This window comes from Enterobacter sp. FW301-JW81 (genome assembly GCF_058788735.1).
In genome coordinates this window covers 38,106-54,970 of the sequence record NZ_JBYTBA010000002.1, presented here as the reverse complement: position 1 = coordinate 54,970, position 16,865 = coordinate 38,106, and the positions used below count along the sequence as shown (strand labels likewise).

At 56.7% G+C, this 16,865-nt stretch carries 19 protein-coding genes; 4 read left to right on the top strand and 15 right to left on the bottom strand.

All coding sequences use genetic code 11. The annotated features are described in order from the left end of the window. Window positions 1-2: 2 nt before the first annotated feature. The 10 genes from pepB to trmJ form a co-directional block, all read right to left on the bottom strand. A complete protein-coding gene (pepB, locus tag AC3WOK_RS07250) occupies window positions 3-1,289 on the bottom strand; it encodes an aminopeptidase PepB (RefSeq protein ID WP_047346762.1) in 1,287 nt (428 codons plus the stop codon). A gap of 60 nt (window positions 1,290-1,349) precedes the next feature. After that, window positions 1,350-1,550 carry a Fe-S cluster assembly protein IscX gene (gene iscX / locus AC3WOK_RS07245; RefSeq protein WP_003860650.1) on the bottom strand — a complete coding sequence of 67 codons (201 nt, stop codon included), beginning with the start codon at window positions 1,548-1,550 and terminating at the stop codon, window positions 1,350-1,352. 1 nt (window position 1,551) lies between these two features. Then, window positions 1,552-1,887, bottom strand: a complete 336-nt coding sequence (gene fdx, locus AC3WOK_RS07240; RefSeq protein WP_003860652.1) for an ISC system 2Fe-2S type ferredoxin — start codon at window positions 1,885-1,887, stop codon at window positions 1,552-1,554. Window position 1,888: 1 nt separating this feature from the next. After that, window positions 1,889-3,739, bottom strand: coding sequence for a Fe-S protein assembly chaperone HscA (hscA, locus tag AC3WOK_RS07235; protein ID WP_492354256.1), 1,851 nt, complete (start codon window positions 3,737-3,739; stop codon window positions 1,889-1,891). Window positions 3,740-3,753: 14 nt separating this feature from the next. Continuing rightward, window positions 3,754-4,269 (bottom strand): co-chaperone HscB, encoded by a 516-nt coding sequence (gene hscB, locus AC3WOK_RS07230; RefSeq protein ID WP_063427833.1) that lies wholly within the window; start codon window positions 4,267-4,269, stop codon window positions 3,754-3,756. Between the two features lie 76 nt (window positions 4,270-4,345). Further along, complete coding sequence (gene iscA, locus AC3WOK_RS07225; protein ID WP_003860659.1) at window positions 4,346-4,669, bottom strand: iron-sulfur cluster assembly protein IscA; 324 nt, start codon at window positions 4,667-4,669, stop codon at window positions 4,346-4,348. Between the two features lie 13 nt (window positions 4,670-4,682). Beyond that, complete coding sequence (gene iscU / locus AC3WOK_RS07220) at window positions 4,683-5,069, bottom strand: Fe-S cluster assembly scaffold IscU (RefSeq protein WP_003860661.1); 387 nt, start codon at window positions 5,067-5,069, stop codon at window positions 4,683-4,685. Window positions 5,070-5,093: 24 nt separating this feature from the next. Further along, window positions 5,094-6,308, bottom strand: coding sequence for a cysteine desulfurase (iscS, locus tag AC3WOK_RS07215; protein WP_008502157.1), 1,215 nt, complete (start codon window positions 6,306-6,308; stop codon window positions 5,094-5,096). Between the two features lie 119 nt (window positions 6,309-6,427). Further along, window positions 6,428-6,919, bottom strand: coding sequence for a Fe-S cluster assembly transcriptional regulator IscR (gene iscR / locus AC3WOK_RS07210; protein ID WP_024908641.1), 492 nt, complete (start codon window positions 6,917-6,919; stop codon window positions 6,428-6,430). A gap of 230 nt (window positions 6,920-7,149) precedes the next feature. Next, window positions 7,150-7,875 (bottom strand): tRNA (cytosine(32)/uridine(32)-2'-O)-methyltransferase TrmJ, encoded by a 726-nt coding sequence (gene trmJ / locus AC3WOK_RS07205; RefSeq protein WP_008502159.1) that lies wholly within the window; start codon window positions 7,873-7,875, stop codon window positions 7,150-7,152. A gap of 131 nt (window positions 7,876-8,006) precedes the next feature. Between trmJ and suhB the strand changes: the two genes are divergently transcribed. Then, window positions 8,007-8,810 (top strand): inositol-1-monophosphatase, encoded by an 804-nt coding sequence (suhB, locus tag AC3WOK_RS07200; protein ID WP_003860668.1) that lies wholly within the window; start codon window positions 8,007-8,009, stop codon window positions 8,808-8,810. Window positions 8,811-8,869: 59 nt separating this feature from the next. Here the strand turns inward: suhB and AC3WOK_RS07195 are convergent, their stop codons facing one another. Both AC3WOK_RS07195 and AC3WOK_RS07190 read right to left on the bottom strand, forming a co-directional pair. After that, window positions 8,870-9,850, bottom strand: a complete 981-nt coding sequence (locus AC3WOK_RS07195; protein WP_063957716.1) for a nickel/cobalt transporter — start codon at window positions 9,848-9,850, stop codon at window positions 8,870-8,872. Then, entirely contained in the window at window positions 9,841-10,479 is a 639-nt protein-coding gene (locus AC3WOK_RS07190; protein ID WP_059312336.1) for a DUF1007 family protein, read from the bottom strand. Before AC3WOK_RS07190 ends, AC3WOK_RS07195 begins: the two co-directional genes overlap by 10 nt. A gap of 125 nt (window positions 10,480-10,604) precedes the next feature. On the opposite strand from AC3WOK_RS07190, the gene csiE reads away from it, so the two are divergent. Beyond that, window positions 10,605-11,882, top strand: coding sequence for a stationary phase inducible protein CsiE (csiE, locus tag AC3WOK_RS07185; protein ID WP_492354255.1), 1,278 nt, complete (start codon window positions 10,605-10,607; stop codon window positions 11,880-11,882). Here csiE and AC3WOK_RS07180 read toward each other — a convergent pair. Next, window positions 11,877-13,022, bottom strand: coding sequence for a 3-phenylpropionate MFS transporter (locus AC3WOK_RS07180; RefSeq protein WP_047346769.1), 1,146 nt, complete (start codon window positions 13,020-13,022; stop codon window positions 11,877-11,879). The two genes, csiE and AC3WOK_RS07180, sit on opposite strands and share 6 nt — an antisense overlap. A gap of 173 nt (window positions 13,023-13,195) precedes the next feature. Here AC3WOK_RS07180 and AC3WOK_RS07175 point away from each other — a divergent pair, with 173 nt between their 5' ends. Continuing rightward, window positions 13,196-13,618 carry a DoxX family protein gene (locus tag AC3WOK_RS07175; protein ID WP_059312339.1) on the top strand — a complete coding sequence of 141 codons (423 nt, stop codon included), beginning with the start codon at window positions 13,196-13,198 and terminating at the stop codon, window positions 13,616-13,618. 54 nt (window positions 13,619-13,672) lie between these two features. Here AC3WOK_RS07175 and glyA read toward each other — a convergent pair whose 3' ends face one another. Further along, a complete protein-coding gene (glyA, locus tag AC3WOK_RS07170) occupies window positions 13,673-14,926 on the bottom strand; it encodes a serine hydroxymethyltransferase (protein WP_008502165.1) in 1,254 nt (417 codons plus the stop codon). A 304-nt stretch (window positions 14,927-15,230) separates the two neighbouring features. On the opposite strand from glyA, the gene hmpA reads away from it, so the two are divergent. Continuing rightward, entirely contained in the window at window positions 15,231-16,421 is a 1,191-nt protein-coding gene (hmpA, locus tag AC3WOK_RS07165) for an NO-inducible flavohemoprotein (RefSeq protein ID WP_492354254.1), read from the top strand. 81 nt (window positions 16,422-16,502) lie between these two features. Here hmpA and glnB read toward each other — a convergent pair whose 3' ends face one another. Next, complete coding sequence (gene glnB / locus AC3WOK_RS07160; RefSeq protein ID WP_003860685.1) at window positions 16,503-16,841, bottom strand: nitrogen regulatory protein P-II; 339 nt, start codon at window positions 16,839-16,841, stop codon at window positions 16,503-16,505. Between the last annotated feature and the right edge of the window lie 24 nt (window positions 16,842-16,865).

Below are 16,865 nucleotides of genomic sequence, written 5' to 3'. Positions count from 1 at the left end.
GATTACTCAGCCGTCAGCAGGTTCGCCACGGTACGCACGCCCAGACCGGTCGCGCCCGCGGACCACTGCTCAACCGCCGCTTTACGATACGTTGCGGAGCAGTCGATGTGCAGCCAGCCTTCGTGGTAGTTCTCAACGAAGTGAGACAGGAAGCCTGCTGCGGTGCTTGCCCCCGCCGGGTACGCCGCGCTCGCGGTGTTGTTCAGTTCAGCAAAGTTAGACGGCAGCTGGCTGCGGTGGAATTCGGCCAGCGGCAGGCGCCAGAACGGCTCGTTCTCCGCGGCAGCGCTTGCCAGCAGACGCGCGGCCAGCTTGTCGTCGAAGCTGAACAGCGCATGGTAGTCGTTGCCCAGGGCGGTTTTCGCCGCGCCGGTCAGGGTCGCCATGTCGATAATCAGCTCTGGCTTCTGCGCAGAGGCGTCGATCAGGCCATCGGCCAGCACCAGACGGCCTTCCGCGTCGGTGTTCATCACCTCAACGTTTTTGCCGTTGCGGTAGCGGATGATGTCGCCCAGCTTGAAGGCGTTACCGCTGACCATGTTGTCGGCGCAGCACAGGTAGAGCTTCACGCGCTTGTTCAGGCCACGGGTGATAGCGAACGCCAGCGCGCCGGTAATGGTCGCCGCGCCGCCCATGTCGGACTTCATGGAGTCCATGAACGCGCTCTGCTTGAGGCTGTAGCCGCCGGTGTCGAAGGTAATGCCTTTCCCGACAAGGCAGGCAAATACCGGCGCGGCTTTATCGCCGGTTGGGTTGTAATCCAGCGCCAGCAATACAGGAGGACGCTCGGAACCGCGGCCCACGGTGTGGATACCCATATAGTTCTGCTCGCGCAGATCTTCACCTTTGGTGATGCGGTAGGACATTTTGTCACCCGCCACGCCGCACAGCAGGTCAACGGCGCGCTGCGCCAGCTGTTCCGGCCCCAGCTCTTCCGCCGGTGCGTTGATGGTATCGCGCACCCAGTCGATAATGTTCAGGCGGCTTTCCAGCTCTTTCTGGCCGGCTTCATCAAGATTAGCCCACTCGATTTTGCGGGTGCCTTTCGGGCCTTTGTAGCCTGCCCAGAACGCCCAGCTGCGGTCGGTGTCCCAGCCTTCGCCTTCCAGAGAGACGTGTTTAATGCCCAGCCCGTCAATTTTACGCGCGGCGCGCTGGATCAGGCCCAAATCATCGTTGCCCGTCAGGTGCAGGGTAATGCCGTCGTTGTTAATGCTGTAGGTGGCTTTCTCGCCCCAGCGCGCGTCAGCAGGCTGATTCGAGAGCGTAATCTTCATCGCTTCGGTCATTTTATTTTTCCTTATTAGCAACTAGCAAACGGGCCGCCTGAAGGCAGCCCGTTATGTTATTTATTCTGCTTCATCTAACCAGACTAACAGAATCGCCTCCAGAATTTTTTCATTGGATGCGTTTGGATCGTCGTCGAAATCCTCTAAATCGCAGATCCACTGGTGCATGTCGGTGAATCGTACGGTCTTCGGATCGAGATCCGGGTTCGCATCGTAGAGCGCTTCGCCGATTTCGCGGCTGTCTGTCCACTTCAGTCCCATATCAATGCTCGCGTGCGTGGTTGATGGTGTAGCGTGGGAATTCCACGACCAGATCTTCATCGGTCACCGCGGCCTGGCAGCTCAGGCGGCTGTCTGGCTCCAGACCCCATGCTTTATCCAGCATGTCGTCTTCGTCTTCGGTGCTCTCGGCGAGAGAGTCAAAACCTTCACGCACGATGCAGTGGCAGGTGGTGCAGGCACAGGATTTTTCACAGGCGTGTTCCACTTCGATACCTGCGCGCAGGGCAACATCGAGAATGGTTTCACCGGTCTTCGCTTCCAGAACAGCGCCATCCGGACAGAGGTCCGCATGAGGCAAAATTACAATCTTTGGCATATTAAACCTCGTCCACGGACTGGCCTTTCAGCGCGACGCGGACAGATTTGTCCATGCGGCGAGCAGCAAAGTCCTGGGTTTGTTTATCAACGTTTTTAATGGCTTCTTCTATTGCGTCAGCGTCATTGCCTTCTGCTACTGCGCTCAAGCGCGCGGCAGCGTCGTCAATCACCTGGCGCTCAGCGGCGCTTAACAGCGCGGCATCGGCAGCGAGCGCGCCGTTCAGGCTTTCCAGCACGCGTGCGGCTTCAACTTTCTGTTCCGCCAGCATGCGCGCCTTCACATCCTGCTCGGCGTAGCTCATTGAGTCCTGGATCATGGAGGCGATTTCGCCATCGGTCAGGCCGTAGGACGGCTTCACCTGGATGGACGATTCTACGCCGGTCGATTTTTCCATCGCCGTGACGCTCAGCAGGCCGTCCGCATCCACCTGGAAGGTGACGCGAATATGCGCCCCGCCCGCAGGCAGCGCCGGAATACCGCGCAGCGCAAAGCGCGCCAGCGAGCGGCAGTCCTGCACCAGCTCGCGTTCGCCCTGCATCACGTGGATGGACATCGCGGTCTGGCCGTCTTTAAAGGTGGTGAACTCCTGCGCGCGCGCCACCGGAATGGTGGTGTTACGCGGGATCACTTTCTCTACCAGGCCGCCCATGGTTTCTAACCCCAGCGACAGCGGGATGACGTCCAGCAGCAGCATTTCGCTGTCCGGCTTGTTGCCGACCAGGATATCGGCCTGGATAGCGGCGCCCACGGCGACCACTTTGTCCGGGTCGATGGAGGTGAGCGGCGTGCGGCCAAAGAATTCGCCCACGCGTTCGCGCACCAGCGGTACGCGGGTGGAGCCGCCGACCATGACCACTTCCAGCACCTCGCTGGCCTCAACGCCGGCATCTTTCAGTGCGCGACGGCAGGCCAGCAGGGTACGCTTAACCAGCGGGGCAATCAGATCGTTGAACTGGTCGCGGGTGATGTCACCCTGCCAGCCCGCAACATTTACGGTAACGGTCTGCGCATCGCTCAGCGCAATTTTGGCGTCGATGGCCGCATCCAGCAGTTCACGCTGAACGCGGGCATCGCTGCGATCGCTGATGCCCGCCTGCTGGCGGATGTAATCCGCCAGCAGATGGTCGAAGTCATCGCCGCCCAGCGCGGAATCCCCGCCGGTCGCAAGCACTTCAAACACCCCGCGGCTTAAGCGCAGGATCGAGATATCAAAGGTGCCGCCGCCGAGGTCGTAAACCGCAATCACCCCTTCCTGACCGGAGTCGAGGCCGTAGGCAATCGCCGCCGCCGTCGGTTCGTTCAGCAGGCGCAGCACGTGCAGCCCCGCCAGACGCGCGGCGTCTTTGGTGCCCTGGCGCTGTGCGTCGTCAAAGTAGGCCGGAACGGTAATGACCACGCCGTCCAGATCGCCGCCAAGCGTCGCCGTCGCGCGCGCCGCCAGCGCTTTGAGGATGTCAGCGGACACGCGGATCGGGTTCAGCAGGCCAGCCGCCGTCGCGATCATCGGCAGGCCGTTTTCACTGGCCTGCAGCTGATACGGCAGATGCGGGTAGCGGGTCTGGATATCGGCCAGCGAGCGGCCCATCATGCGCTTCACGGAGCTGATGGTGTTGGCCGGATCGCGCGCGGCGTTGGCGCGTGCGTCATAGCCGACCGCGTGACCCTGCTGCTGGTAGTGGACCACGGAAGGCAGCAGATGGCGGCCCTGCTCGTCAGCCAGCGTTTCCGCCTGGCCGCTACGCACGGTCGCCACGAGGGAATTGGTGGTGCCCAGATCGATACCCACCGCCAGACGACGCTGGTGCGGTGCGGCACTTAAGCCAGGCTCACTAATTTGTAATAAGGCCATAATTGCTTCCGAAATTAAAAATCGAGCAGCTTTTCTTCGAGTTGTTCAGCACTGCTTCGCAGTTTATCGAGAAAACGGAGTTTGCGCACAGTATCTGCCGCCACGTCCCAGGTCTCGTTGTTCAGTTGCTCCACCATCTGCTGATGGCGGGTATCGAACATGCCCTTCACGCGCGTGATAAAGCTTTCCAGACGCGCTTCGTCTCTGGCCTGTTCAATCTCATCGAGCTCTTCGCGAAGCTCCAGCTGTTCCATCAGAAATGCCGTGTCGCGCACGGTGTGCTGCTCGCTCGCGAGATCAAAGCCGTGGAGCGAAAGCAGATATTCTGCACGCGCCAGCGGATGGCGCAGCGTCTGCCAGGCCTGGTTGATGGTCGCAGAGTGCGAGACCGCAGCCAGTTGCTCTGACTGCGTGCCACTGGCGAATTTATCCGGATGATACTGACGCTGCAGATCCTGAAAACGGATCGTCAGCGCCTGCAGATCAATCGGGTATTGAGCGGGTAGTCCGAAGAGAGTGAAGTAATCCATAACAATCTCAGGGGTAGCCTGTTAGAACAAACCCCACGCGTGACAAAGCCACGGTGGGGTTTCGGATGACGCGCGGTTAAACGTGGAAGCTTTCGCCGCAACCACACTCGTCTTTGACGTTCGGGTTCGTGAATTTGAACCCTTCGTTCAGGCCTTCTTTCACGAAGTCCAGCTGAGTGCCGTTGAGGAATTGCAGGCTTTTGCCATCGACCACCACCTTCACGCCTTTGTCTTCAAACACGGTGTCGTCAGACGCCGGCTCATCAACAAACTCCAGTACGTAAGCCATACCAGAACAGCCGGAGGTACGTACGCCCAGTCGCAGGCCAAAGCCTTTACCACGGTTCGCCAGAAAAGAGCTTACTCGCGCGGCAGCGCTGTCGCTAAGGGTAATCGACATACTCAAACCTCAATTATTTTGCTTCACGTTTGCTTTTGTAATCCGCAATGGCGGCTTTGATCGCGTCTTCTGCCAGAATGGAACAGTGAATTTTCACCGGTGGCAGTTCGAGTTCTTCAGCAATATCCGTGTTCTTGATTGCCTGTGCTTCGTCCAGAGACTTGCCCTTCACCCATTCGGTCACCAGGGAGCTGGACGCAATAGCAGAACCGCAGCCGTAGGTCTTGAAGCGCGCGTCTTCAATGATACCTTCATTGTTGACTTTAATCTGCAACTTCATCACGTCGCCACACGCCGGTGCACCGACCATGCCGCTACCGACAGATTCGTCGCTGTTGTCAAAAGAGCCAACGTTGCGCGGGTTTTCGTAATGATCGATGACTTTTTCGCTGTATGCCATGATTGAATTCTCCTTATGTACCGATTAGTGATGTGACCATTCAATGCTGTTCAGATCCACGCCCTGCTTGAACATTTCCCACAGTGGAGAAAGGTCGCGCAGACGGCCGATGGAGTTGCGAACCAGCTTGATGGTGTAGTCAATCTCTTCTTCGGTAGTGAAACGACCTAAAGAGAAACGGATAGAGCTGTGTGCCAGCTCGTCAGTCATGCCCAGCGCGCGCAGCACGTAGGATGGCTCGAGGCTTGCAGACGTACAGGCAGAACCGGAAGAAACGGCCAGGTCTTTCAGCGCCATGATCAGCGATTCGCCTTCAACATAGTTGAAGCTGACGTTGAGGATGTTCGGCGCGCCCTGCTCGAGATCGCCGTTCAGATACACTTCTTCCATATCTTTCACGCCGTCCCACAGACGGTTACGCAGCGTGCGCAGGCGTGCCATCTCGGTTTCCATCTCTTCTTTAGCAATGCGGTAAGCTTCGCCCATGCCCACGATCTGGTGAACAGGCAGCGTACCGGAACGCATGCCGCGCTCGTGACCGCCACCGTGCATCTGTGCTTCGATGCGGATACGCGGTTTACGACGAACGTACAGCGCGCCGATGCCTTTCGGTCCATAGATTTTGTGGCCGGAGAAGGACATCAGATCCACTTTCAGCTGGCTCAGGTCGATAGGCAGTTTGCCCACGCTCTGGGTCGCATCCACGTGGTAGATGATGCCGCGCGCGCGGCACATTTCGCCGATGGTCGCGATGTCCTGTACCACGCCGATTTCGTTGTTGACGTGCATGATGGAAACCAGAATGGTGTCATCACGCATGGCCGCTTCGAGCTCTTTGAGGTCAATAATACCGTTGCTCTGTGGCGCGAGATAGGTCACTTCGTACCCTTCGCGCTCCAGCTGACGGCAGGTGTCCAGCACGGCTTTGTGTTCGGTTTTGCTGGTGATGATGTGCTTGCCTTTTTTCTGATAAAAGTTGGCTGCACCTTTGATCGCCAGGTTGTCGGATTCGGTCGCACCGGAGGTGAAAACAATCTCACGCGGGTCGGCACCCACCAGGTCAGCAATCTGATTACGGGCGATATCGACCGCCTCTTCAGCATGCCAGCCAAAACGGTGTGAACGGGAAGCTGGGTTACCAAAGTTTCCGTCCAGGGTCAGACACTGCATCATTTTCTCGGCAACACGCGGGTCCACCGGCGTGGTTGCGGAGTAATCGAGATAAATCGGTAATTTCATTGCTCTATAAACTCCGTACATCGCTTCAATGCAAGGAATCAGGCAACCGGCTGGATGTACGACCGAGTACGCGGGGCGAGTTCTCGCCCCGGCCTGATTCTGAAATACTTATCTTTTTATTACGCGCGCAGTTTGACGTCGATAGCGTCCTGCGCGCGGGTGCTGCGTTGGGAATCCTGGCTGTGCTGACGGCCTGATACGTCCAGAACTTCCTGGTTATTCACCAGCTCACCGAGGGTGATGTTGTTCAGGAAGCCGGTCAGACGGTCGCTCAGATCGCGCCACAGCGCGTGGGTCAGGCATTTATCGCCGCCCTGACAGCCGCCTTTACCCTGGCAACGGGTCGCGTCAACGGATTCGTCAACTGCGCTAATCACTTCGCCAACTGCAATACTGCCCGCGTCTTTACCCAGCAGATAGCCGCCGCCTGGGCCACGAACGCTGGAAACCAGTCCATTTTTACGCAGTCTGGAGAACAGCTGTTCCAGATAAGAGAGGGAGATCCCTTGTCGTTCAGAAATATCAGCCAACGGAACCGGGCCCGCTTCGGAGTTGAGCGCAACGTCCAGCATCGCGGTCACGGCATAACGCCCTTTAGATGTCAGTCTCATGTCTTACTTAACCTCAAACTCGCCCCTGCCCGGGGTTTTTTATAGTAAAATGGGGTATTGCATAGCAGGGCCAAGTCTGACATTCCTGACTAAAATGGTCAACTATTTACTTGACTGTTTTAGTCAGGTATTTAACCTTCTGTGCCGTTTTTGTCGGGTGGCGCTGCGCTTACCCGACCTACGGTTTTGTAGGCCGGGTAAGCGCAGCGCCACCCGTCGAACAGACGACTCTATTCTTTATTCTTTTGCTCAATCGACGCCAGAATCCCGCGCAGAATGTTCAGCTCCTGGCTTTCCGGGCGCGCACGGGTAAACAGACGGCGCAGCTTGTTCATCACCTGGCCTGGATGGCCTTCACGGATAAAACCGGTTGAGAGCAGCGTCTGCTCCAGATGGCCATAAAAGCGCTCCAGATCGTCTACCAGCGGGTAGGCCGTCTCTTCTTTAGGTTCTACCTCTTTCTCCTGCGTCGCCAGCCAAGCCATACGCACTTCATAGGCGATCACCTGCACCGCCATCGCCAGGTTCAGCGAGCTGTATTCCGGGTTCGCCGCAATCGCCACGTGATAATGGCATTTCTGCAGCTCGTCGTTGGTCAAGCCAACGCGCTCGCGCCCAAACACCAGCGCAACCGGTGCCTGTTCAGCCTCAGAGACACTTTTCAGGCCGCATTCACGCGGATCGAGCATTGGCCACGGCAGCGTACGCGAACGCGCGCTGGTCCCCACCACCAGGCTACAACCGGCCAGAGCTTCGTCAAGGGTGTCGACGATCTGCGCATTGCCGATCACGTCGCTGGCACCGGCCGCCAGAGCAATAGCCTGCGAGTCAGGTTTTACCAGCGGGTTGACCAGCCAGAGATTCGTTAAGCCCATGGTTTTCATAGCGCGGGCAACGGAGCCCATGTTGCCGGTGTGCGATGTTTCGACCAGCACGATTCGAATGTTTTGCAGCATAATTTTTAATGTCTGAATTCAGTGTCTGAAGAATATTCCGGCATATTATCATAAACGGGAGACATAATCCGATCCCGCTGCTATACTCTGCGCCGATTTTCCTGTTCTTTAACATCCAGTGAGAGAGACCGATGCATCCGATGCTGACCATCGCCGTGCGCGCAGCGCGCAAGGCGGGTAATGTAATTGCCAAACACTACGAAACCCCAGACTCCGTAGAAACCAGCCAGAAAGGCAGCAATGATTTCGTGACTAACGTCGATAAAGCCGCAGAAGCGATTATTATCGAAACGATCCGCAAATCTTACCCGCAGCACACCATCATCACCGAAGAAAGCGGTGAACATGAAGGTACCGATCAGGATGTTCAATGGGTTATCGATCCACTGGATGGCACCACCAACTTCGTCAAACGCCTGCCACACTTCTCTGTGTCTATCGCAGTACGCATCAAAGGCCGTACTGAAGTCGCCGTTGTTTACGATCCAATGCGTAACGAACTGTTCACCGCTACCCGCGGTCAGGGCGCACAGCTGAACGGCTACCGTCTGCGCTGCAGCAATGCACGCGATCTGGACGGCACCATCCTGGCGACCGGTTTCCCGTTCAAGGCGAAACAGCACGCGACCACGTATATGAATATCCTGGGCAAACTGTTTACCGAATGCGCCGACTTCCGCCGCACCGGTTCTGCTGCGCTGGATCTGGCCTATGTGGCAACCGGCCGCGTTGACGGTTACTTCGAACTGTCACTGAAGCCATGGGATTTTGCAGCGGGCGAGCTGATCGCGCGTGAAGCAGGTGCGATCGTATGTGATTTCACCGGCGGCCATAACTACATGTCTACCGGCAACATCGTTGCGGGTAACCCACGCGTTGTTAAAGCCATGCTGGCAAACATGCGTGATGAACTGAGCGATGCGCTGAAGCGTTAATCCAGTTTGTTAAGCCCGGTGGCGCTACGCTTACCGGGCCTACAAAATCCCTCAGTACGCTAGAAAGGCCGCAATCCCCTTCCCACCGGCACCGCACTCATCCACATTGTCACCGCCGCTACCAGCAGAATCACACCGCCCGCCAGCGCGAGCGTTGTCCAGCCAACCTGCCGCCACAGCACCGGCGTTTTATTGCCGCTGAGTTTGACCGCCAGCTGACGGAAACTATGAACCAGCAGAGCCAGAGACGAAATCGTCAATGACGTTCCCGCCGCCATGGCCAACGCAGACAGCATTCCCCAGCCGAACACGCCGATCACTTTACTAAACAGCAGCACCATGATTGCCCCCGAACACGGGCGCATCCCCATTGAGAGAACGATCATCATCCGCGCGCGCCAGTCGTCGCCACTCTGTAATTGCGCCTGCGTTGGCAGATGCTGATGCCCGCAGCCGCAGTTTTCATCATGAACGTGGTGCGGCGTGAAGGTTTTGAATGTCGGTTTTTGCAGCAGCACGCGCAGCTTTTTAAGCGCCCGCCAGCAGAGGATCAGCCCCAGCACGCCTACCAGCGCGTAACTTCCCTTCTCCAGCCAGAAGCTGCTCACGTGCAGCTGGCGAGCCGGAAGCTGCAAAAGTGACAGCACAACAACGACCAGCGCAATCGCCACGCCCCCCTGAAGCAGCGAAGAGGCCAGCGTCAGGCCGATACTCGATTTCAGCTTTGACGGGTGAGTGGCGAGCCAGGTCGTGATGACGATTTTGCCGTGCCCCGGCCCCAGCGCGTGCAGAACGCCATAGATAAAACTGAACGCCAGCAGGGAACCGCCCGCTTTCGTCGGGTTATCAGCCACCGCTTTCAGTAACCCGCTCATCTGCTGGTTAACCTCACGCTGCCAGATAATGCTTTTCATCATCACCTGCGGCCAGGCCTGCCACAGCCACAGCGCGCCGCAAACCGCGAACAGCAAAAAGAGCGCCAGCGGCCAGAGGTGCAGCCAGCGGCGCGGTTTTCGAACTGGCGAAGCGATCACTGACATTGTAGCGTTACCTCCTGCGCGAACTGTTTACCCAACTCCATGTCCTCAGGCGGTGCATCTTCCTTGTCGAGAGAGACCGCAAAGTTCAGCGTCTCTTCGCTGGGCTTCGGCGTATGCACCGCGAGCTTGCAGCTTTTTTGCAGGGCGGTCGGCAGCGTCACGTCACTCTCCTTTGCGTAACGCATATCAACGTAGTAGGTGGGATCAAACGTGGAAAAGGTGTACTTCTGGCCTGCCAGCGGCTGGGGATGCGCCAGCGGAAGGACAAACGTCAGCACCGCCTGATGCCCGTCACGCGTCATGCCGTATTCCGTGGGACGGTTCAGAAATTTGACCTTTTGCCCGTTATGCCAGAATTCCGTGAAGTAGTGCTGCCCGAGCACGTTAGCCATCACTTCCGCCGCCAGCTTTTTCCAGATTTCATCGCCGGGCTTCGCATTTCCCGCATCATAGAGCAGGTCAGCCGAGGTGATTTCATCCATCGTCCAGCGCATTTTCAGGCCGCTCAGCTGCGTGCCGTCGGTGACCAGCTCGGTTTTGAGGTCAATAAAGCTGTGAGGGTGTGCGCTGGCAGTGAAGCCGATCGCCGCCAAAAATAACGCCATCGCACTTTGTTTAACTATTTGCATCAATTCCTCACGTCAAAAATTCTGTGATGTTCCCCAGCAATCCTGAAGGAAAGGCCTGCCGGCGCGCTTTTCAGCGCCCATCCTTTAGCTATTCTTATCAAACATTCACACTGGATACCCGACAGATGATGACGACGCTTGAAATTCCATCTGTGCTTTCCAGTTCGCAGCGCCGCTGCCAGGTGCTTTTAATGCTTTACCTGCCCGATGCTGCCGTCACCGCACAGAGCATAATCGCTGCCAACGGCGTGGACGACGCGATGGCACGGCAAGATATAGCCGAGACGCGCGATGAAATCCAGCGCTATCACCGGCTGGATATCGTCACGCACCACGACGGCTGCTACCGGATTGAAGGCACCGCCCTGAATCAGCGTTTATGCCTGCTGCACTGGCTGCGCCGGGCGCTGCGGCTTTGTCCGCAGTTTGTCTCACTCCAGTTTACTCCCGCATTAAAAACCGCGCTTAAACAGCACGGTATCGCGCGGCCGCTTTACGACGATGCGAACCTGCGGGCGCTGATCGGCTTCTGCTCGCGTAAGCTCCAGCGCCAGTTTGAATGCCGCGACGTCCAGTTTTTACAGCTCTATCTGCAATACTGTCTTATTCAACACCAGATGGGGAATACCCCGCAGTTTTCCCATACTCAGCGCAGCTGGACCCAGTCGAGAGGGGAGTATTTTACGGCGCAGGAGATCGTGCGCCACTGGAAACGGCGCATCCCGCAGGGTGCTCACGGGGATGAACAGCTTTTTCTGGCGCTGCTGTTTATGATGCTCCGCACGCCCGATCCGGTGCTCGATAAACACCAGCAGGACCAACGCTTGCGCCGGGCCATCGTGCGCATGGTGGCGCGTTTTCGCTCGCAGACCGGGATGAACTTCAGCGATGAGCAAGGGCTGACCGATCAGCTCTATATCCATCTTGCTCAGGCGCTGGACCGCTCGCTGTTTGAGATCGGCATCGACAATAGCCTGCCGGAGGAGATCCATCGTCTCTATCCCCGGCTGTTACGCACCACGAAGGAAGCGCTGTTTGAGCTGGAAGCGGAATTTGGGCTGCGCTTTTCCGATGAGGAGATGAGCCTTGTCGCGGTAATTTTCGGTGCCTGGCTGATGCAGGAGACCGATCTGCACGAAAAGCAGGTGATTCTGCTGACGGGGGACGATAAAGCCAGTGAGGATCTGATTGAACAGCAGCTTCGCGAGCTGACGCTGCTGCCGCTCAACATTCGCTACCTGACGCTGCAGGCTTTCCAGAAAGAGGGGGCACCGCGCGAAGCCGCGCTGGTTATCACCCCCTACCCTACTGCCCTGCCGCTGTTCTCGCCGCCGTTGATTCATGCCGTTGAGACACTGAACGCGCAGCAGCAAGAACATATTCGCGCCATGCTGGAATCATAGCGATGCGCGAGCGGCCACTTTAGGGCGCACAACGATTGCGGGTAAAGCGACCAGCGCCATCACCCAGAAGACGCCGTGCCCCAGGTGCTGATAGAGGAACCCCGCAAAGACCGTCATGATCGCAATACTGCCTCCCATTGCGACCGCCGAATACACCGCCTGCAGACGTATAACGTCCCCGCCTTCGCGCGCAGCGATATAGCGCATCGCCGCCAGATGACACACGGTAAACGTGCCGCAGTGAAGAATTTGCGCCAAAATCAGCCACGGCAGATCGGTCGTCCAGCCCATAATGCCCCAGCGCGCCACGCCGCACACGGCGGAGAGCAGCAGCAGGTCACGCGCGCCAAAGCGACGAAACAGCTTTTTGCTCAGAGCGAATATAACGACTTCGGCCACTACCCCCAGCGACCACAGATAGCCAACGGCAGAAGCAGAATATCCCGCCCCCTGCCAGTAGATGGCGCTGAACCCATAGTACGCCGCGTGTGCCCCCTGAAGCAGACAAACACACGCCAGAAAACGCCAGCTTTGTGCAACCAGGCTCCGCCAGGCGGGCCAGCCTGCACTCTCCTGATGGCGGCTTTCCCCTTGCGGCATTATCGACGGCCGCAGCAGCATGCCCAGAAGCATAGAGGCAATACCGATGCTTAACAGGGCAAGAATGGCGCGGTAATCGTAAAGGCTGACCAGTTTACCCACCAGCGCAGAGCCAATCACAAACGCAATAGAGCCCCACAGGCGCACGCGACCGTAGTCCATGGTGATCTGCTTTTGCCAGGTGTTCGCCAGGGCATCCGTCAGCGGCACCAGCGGTGAGAAGAACAGGTTAAAGCCAACCATCACCACCATCAGCCAGGCAAACTGGTGGCTGACCCAGAAGCAGGCCACAAAGACCAGCGTCAGCAGGGCAAGAATGCGCACGGCCTTGATCAGTAAGGAGGGATCGCTGACGCGCGGGGCAATCAGCAGGCTGCCGAGGAAACGCGCCACCAGCCCGGCCCCCAGCAGGACACCAATGGTCTCAGGAGTCAGGCCGATACCCTTGAGCCAGACGCTCCAGAAAGGCAGAAAAATACCGTAGCTAAAGAAATAGGTGAAATAACTGAGCGCCAGCCAGCGCGTGGAATGCAAGACCATGAATCCCTCCCGAAATCGAGGCCATAGTCTGGCGAGAATATAAAAATTAAGCAAGTCGATAGCCTGCTATAAATTAACGAAAAATTAACATATTGTGCAGTCGTCTGGCTTATGGCAGGGAATGCAAATGTGTATTACGTTTAAATTACTCCACTTGCAGAGGTATTTCTGCCATGAACTCACTTCGTTATCTCGATTTTGGTCAGTCGCGTCACCTGCTGCTGTTGATTGGTCGCATCGCGCTTGTCGTGCTGTTTATTATCTTTGGTTATCCAAAACTGACGGGGTTTAGCGGCACCGTACAATATATGACGTCGCTGGGCACGCCGATGCCCATGCTGGCGGCCATTATCGCGGTGGTGATGGAAGTGCCTGCCGCCATTCTGATCGTGCTGGGCTTTTTCACCCGCCCTATCGCGGTACTGTTTGTGTTCTACACGCTGGGCACGGCGGTAATTGGTCATCACTACTGGGATATGACCGGCGACGCGGTCGTACCGAATATGATCAACTTCTACAAGAATATCAGTATTGCGGGTGCCTTTATTTTACTGGCAATCGTGGGCCCCGGCGCCATTTCCCTGGACCGGCGTTAAGCCATAAAAAAAGGCCGCAAGCGCGGCCTTTTTTATTTCTGTACAGCAGAGGAATTATGCGTATACCGGGAAGCGTGCGCAGATATCCAGAACTTTACCTTTAACGCGCTCGATAACCGCTTCGTCATTGATGTTGTCCAGAACGTCACACATCCAGCCAGCCAGCTCTTTCACTTCCGCTTCTTTAAAGCCGCGGCGAGTCACGGCCGGAGAACCGATACGGATGCCGGACGTTACAAACGGGCTCTTCGGATCGTTTGGCACGCTGTTTTTGTTCACGGTGATGTTGGCACGGCCCAGGGCAGCGTCAGCTTCTTTACCGGTCAGGTTCTTATCAACCAGATCCAGCAGGAACAGGTGGTTTTCAGTCCCGCCAGACACCACTTTGTAGCCGCGGTTCAGGAACACTTCCACCATCGCTTTGGCGTTTTTGGCAACCTGCTGCTGGTAAACTTTGAACTCTGGCTCCATCGCTTCTTTCAGTGCTACCGCTTTTGCCGCGATAACGTGCATCAGCGGGCCGCCCTGCGCGCTTGGGAACACGGCGGAGTTCAGTTTTTTGTACAGCTCTTCATCACCGCCTTTCGCCAGGATCAGGCCACCGCGTGGACCCGCCAGGGTTTTGTGGGTGGTAGTGGTCACAACGTGAGCGTGTGGAACCGGGTTCGGGTAAACGCCTGCGGCAATCAGACCGGCAACGTGCGCCATGTCGACGAACAGATAAGCGCCGATGCTGTCTGCGATTTCACGCATTTTTGCCCAGTCAACGATACCGGAGTAAGCAGAGAAACCACCGATGATCATCTTCGGCTTGTGCTCTTTGGCCTGCTTAGCCATGTCTTCGTAGTCAATTTTGCCGGACTCATCAATACCGTAAGGGATGATGTTGTACAGTTTGCCGGAGAAGTTAACCGGGGAGCCGTGAGTCAGGTGGCCGCCCTGCGCCAGGTTCATACCCAGAACGGTATCGCCCGGCTGCAGCAGCGCGGTGTAGACCGCGAAGTTAGCCTGAGAGCCAGAGTGCGGCTGGACGTTCGCGTAGTCAGCGCCAAAGAGTTCTTTCGCACGGTCGATAGCCAGCTGCTCAACGATATCAACGTACTCGCAACCGCCGTAATAGCGCTTGCCCGGGTAACCTTCAGCATATTTGTTAGTCAGCTGAGAACCCTGCGCCTGCATAACTCGCGGGCTGGTGTAGTTTTCGGAGGCGATCAGTTCGATGTGCTCTTCCTGACGTACTTTTTCCTGCTCCATAGCCTGCCACAGTTCGGCATCATAATCGGCAATGTTCATTTCACGCTTTAACATCCGCATCTCCTGACTCAGCTAACAAGTAAATTTTGGCCTGAAAAGGCAGTCCTATTGGACGACGGGCAACAGTATAACTGATTAGTTCTGTGATAACAGGTCTTGACAAACGATTTTACGCAAACGTTTTCCTTCGCGCCACGCAAGGGTTTGAGGAATAAAGCTCTCGCCCTTTTCAGCGGATTTCTTTTCAGGTTTGTGATGCATATTTTTCATCTTGCAAAGATCCATTTACAAAGCAGGGTTATTTTTTATAAGATGCATATAAAATACATCATTAAGATCACATCGTAAGGAAGCTGCTATGCTCGACGCTCAAACCATCGCTACCGTTAAAGCCACTATTCCCCTGCTGGTGGAAACCGGTCCTAAACTCACCGCCCATTTCTACGATCGCATGTTCACGCACAACCCGGAGCTCAAAGAGATTTTCAACATGAGCAACCAGCGTAACGGCGATCAGCGCGAAGCCCTGTTCAATGCTATCGCGGCCTACGCCAGCAATATTGAGAACCTGGCAGCGCTGCTGCCTGCGGTGGAGAAAATTGCGCAGAAACATACCAGCTTCCAGATCAAACCCGAGCAGTACAACATAGTGGGCGCTCACCTGCTGGCAACGCTGGACGAAATGTTTAGCCCGGGTCAGGAGGTTCTGGACGCGTGGGGCAAAGCCTACGGCGTGCTGGCAAACGTATTTATCAACCGTGAAGCACAGATCTACAGCGAAAACGCCGGCAAGAAAGGTGGCTGGGCAGGAACCCGCGCGTTCCGCATCGTTGAGAAAACGCCGCGCAGCGCTTTAATCACCAGCTTCGAATTTGAACCGGTGGACGGTCAGCCGGTGGCCGATTATCAGCCAGGGCAGTATCTGGGCGTATGGCTTAAGCCTGAAGGTTTCCCGCACCAGGAGATCCGCCAGTATTCCCTCACCCGCAAGCCAAACGGCAAAGGCTATCGCATTGCGGTGAAGCGCGAGGACGGCGGTCAGGTATCCACCTGGCTGCACAACGAAGCTAGCGTAGGCGATGTGGTTCATCTGGCCGCGCCTGCGGGCGATTTCTTTATGACCGTTGACGGCAATACGCCAGTGACGCTGATCTCTGCGGGTGTCGGTCAAACGCCAATGCTGGCGATGCTCGATACGCTGGCAAAAGCAAAGCACGACGCCCAGGTAAACTGGTTCCACGCCGCCGAGAACGGTGATGTCCATGCCTTCGCTGATGAAGTGAAAACGCTCGGGGCGTCCCTACCGCGTTTCACTGCGCACACCTGGTATCGCCTGCCGACGGAGGCGGACCGCGCAGCCGCTCGCTTTGACAGCGAAGGGCTGATGAATTTAAGCCAGCATGAAGCCGCGTTTAGCGCGCCGGATATGCAGTTCTACGTCTGTGGGCCGGTGGCGTTTATGCAGTATGCCGCGAAGCAGCTGGTCGAGCTGGGCGTGAATAAAGACAACATTCATTACGAATGTTTTGGGCCGCATAAGGTGCTGTAATGAAAAAGCCCCTCGTTCGAGGGGCTTTTTTTTGCCGGGTGGCGGCTGCGCCTTACCCGGCCTACAAAACCGTTGGCAATGTTAAATCGCGGCGTCGTCTTCTTCGCCGGTACGGATACGGATCACGCGCGCCACGTCAAAGACGAAGATTTTACCGTCGCCGATTTTGCCCGTCTGCGCCGTGCGGATAATGGTATCCACACAGGTGTCCACGATATCGTCGCTCACCACGATTTCAATTTTTACTTTCGGCAGAAAGTCCACCATGTACTCTGCGCCACGGTAAAGCTCGGTGTGGCCTTTCTGACGACCAAAACCTTTCACTTCCGTCACGGTCATCCCGGTGATGCCGACTTCCGCCAGCGCTTCACGTACGTCATCCAGTTTGAAAGGTTTAATAATCGCATCAATTTTTTTCATGGTGGGTCCTTAAACTCTTGCCTG

What these genes read in the sequence shown, in the direction of transcription:
- AC3WOK_RS07175 (WP_059312339.1), top strand. Translation starts at nt 13,196, where the DNA reads ATGAACTCACTTCGTTATCTCGATTTTGGTCAGTCGCGTCACCTGCTG.
- hscB (WP_063427833.1), bottom strand. Translation starts at nt 4,269, where the DNA reads ATGGATTACTTCACTCTCTTCGGACTACCCGCTCAATACCCGATTGAT.
- glnB (WP_003860685.1), bottom strand. Translation starts at nt 16,841, where the DNA reads ATGAAAAAAATTGATGCGATTATTAAACCTTTCAAACTGGATGACGTA.
- iscS (WP_008502157.1), bottom strand. Translation starts at nt 6,308, where the DNA reads ATGAAATTACCGATTTATCTCGATTACTCCGCAACCACGCCGGTGGAC.
- hscA (WP_492354256.1), bottom strand. Translation starts at nt 3,739, where the DNA reads ATGGCCTTATTACAAATTAGTGAGCCTGGCTTAAGTGCCGCACCGCAC.
- AC3WOK_RS07190 (WP_059312336.1), bottom strand. Translation starts at nt 10,479, where the DNA reads ATGCAAATAGTTAAACAAAGTGCGATGGCGTTATTTTTGGCGGCGATC.
- iscR (WP_024908641.1), bottom strand. Translation starts at nt 6,919, where the DNA reads ATGAGACTGACATCTAAAGGGCGTTATGCCGTGACCGCGATGCTGGAC.
- hmpA (WP_492354254.1), top strand. Translation starts at nt 15,231, where the DNA reads ATGCTCGACGCTCAAACCATCGCTACCGTTAAAGCCACTATTCCCCTG.
- fdx (WP_003860652.1), bottom strand. Translation starts at nt 1,887, where the DNA reads ATGCCAAAGATTGTAATTTTGCCTCATGCGGACCTCTGTCCGGATGGC.
- AC3WOK_RS07195 (WP_063957716.1), bottom strand. Translation starts at nt 9,850, where the DNA reads ATGTCAGTGATCGCTTCGCCAGTTCGAAAACCGCGCCGCTGGCTGCAC.
- iscX (WP_003860650.1), bottom strand. Translation starts at nt 1,550, where the DNA reads ATGGGACTGAAGTGGACAGACAGCCGCGAAATCGGCGAAGCGCTCTAC.
- suhB (WP_003860668.1), top strand. Translation starts at nt 8,007, where the DNA reads ATGCATCCGATGCTGACCATCGCCGTGCGCGCAGCGCGCAAGGCGGGT.
- iscA (WP_003860659.1), bottom strand. Translation starts at nt 4,669, where the DNA reads ATGTCGATTACCCTTAGCGACAGCGCTGCCGCGCGAGTAAGCTCTTTT.
- csiE (WP_492354255.1), top strand. Translation starts at nt 10,605, where the DNA reads ATGATGACGACGCTTGAAATTCCATCTGTGCTTTCCAGTTCGCAGCGC.
- trmJ (WP_008502159.1), bottom strand. Translation starts at nt 7,875, where the DNA reads ATGCTGCAAAACATTCGAATCGTGCTGGTCGAAACATCGCACACCGGC.
- pepB (WP_047346762.1), bottom strand. Translation starts at nt 1,289, where the DNA reads ATGACCGAAGCGATGAAGATTACGCTCTCGAATCAGCCTGCTGACGCG.
- iscU (WP_003860661.1), bottom strand. Translation starts at nt 5,069, where the DNA reads ATGGCATACAGCGAAAAAGTCATCGATCATTACGAAAACCCGCGCAAC.
- AC3WOK_RS07180 (WP_047346769.1), bottom strand. Translation starts at nt 13,022, where the DNA reads ATGGTCTTGCATTCCACGCGCTGGCTGGCGCTCAGTTATTTCACCTAT.
- glyA (WP_008502165.1), bottom strand. Translation starts at nt 14,926, where the DNA reads ATGTTAAAGCGTGAAATGAACATTGCCGATTATGATGCCGAACTGTGG.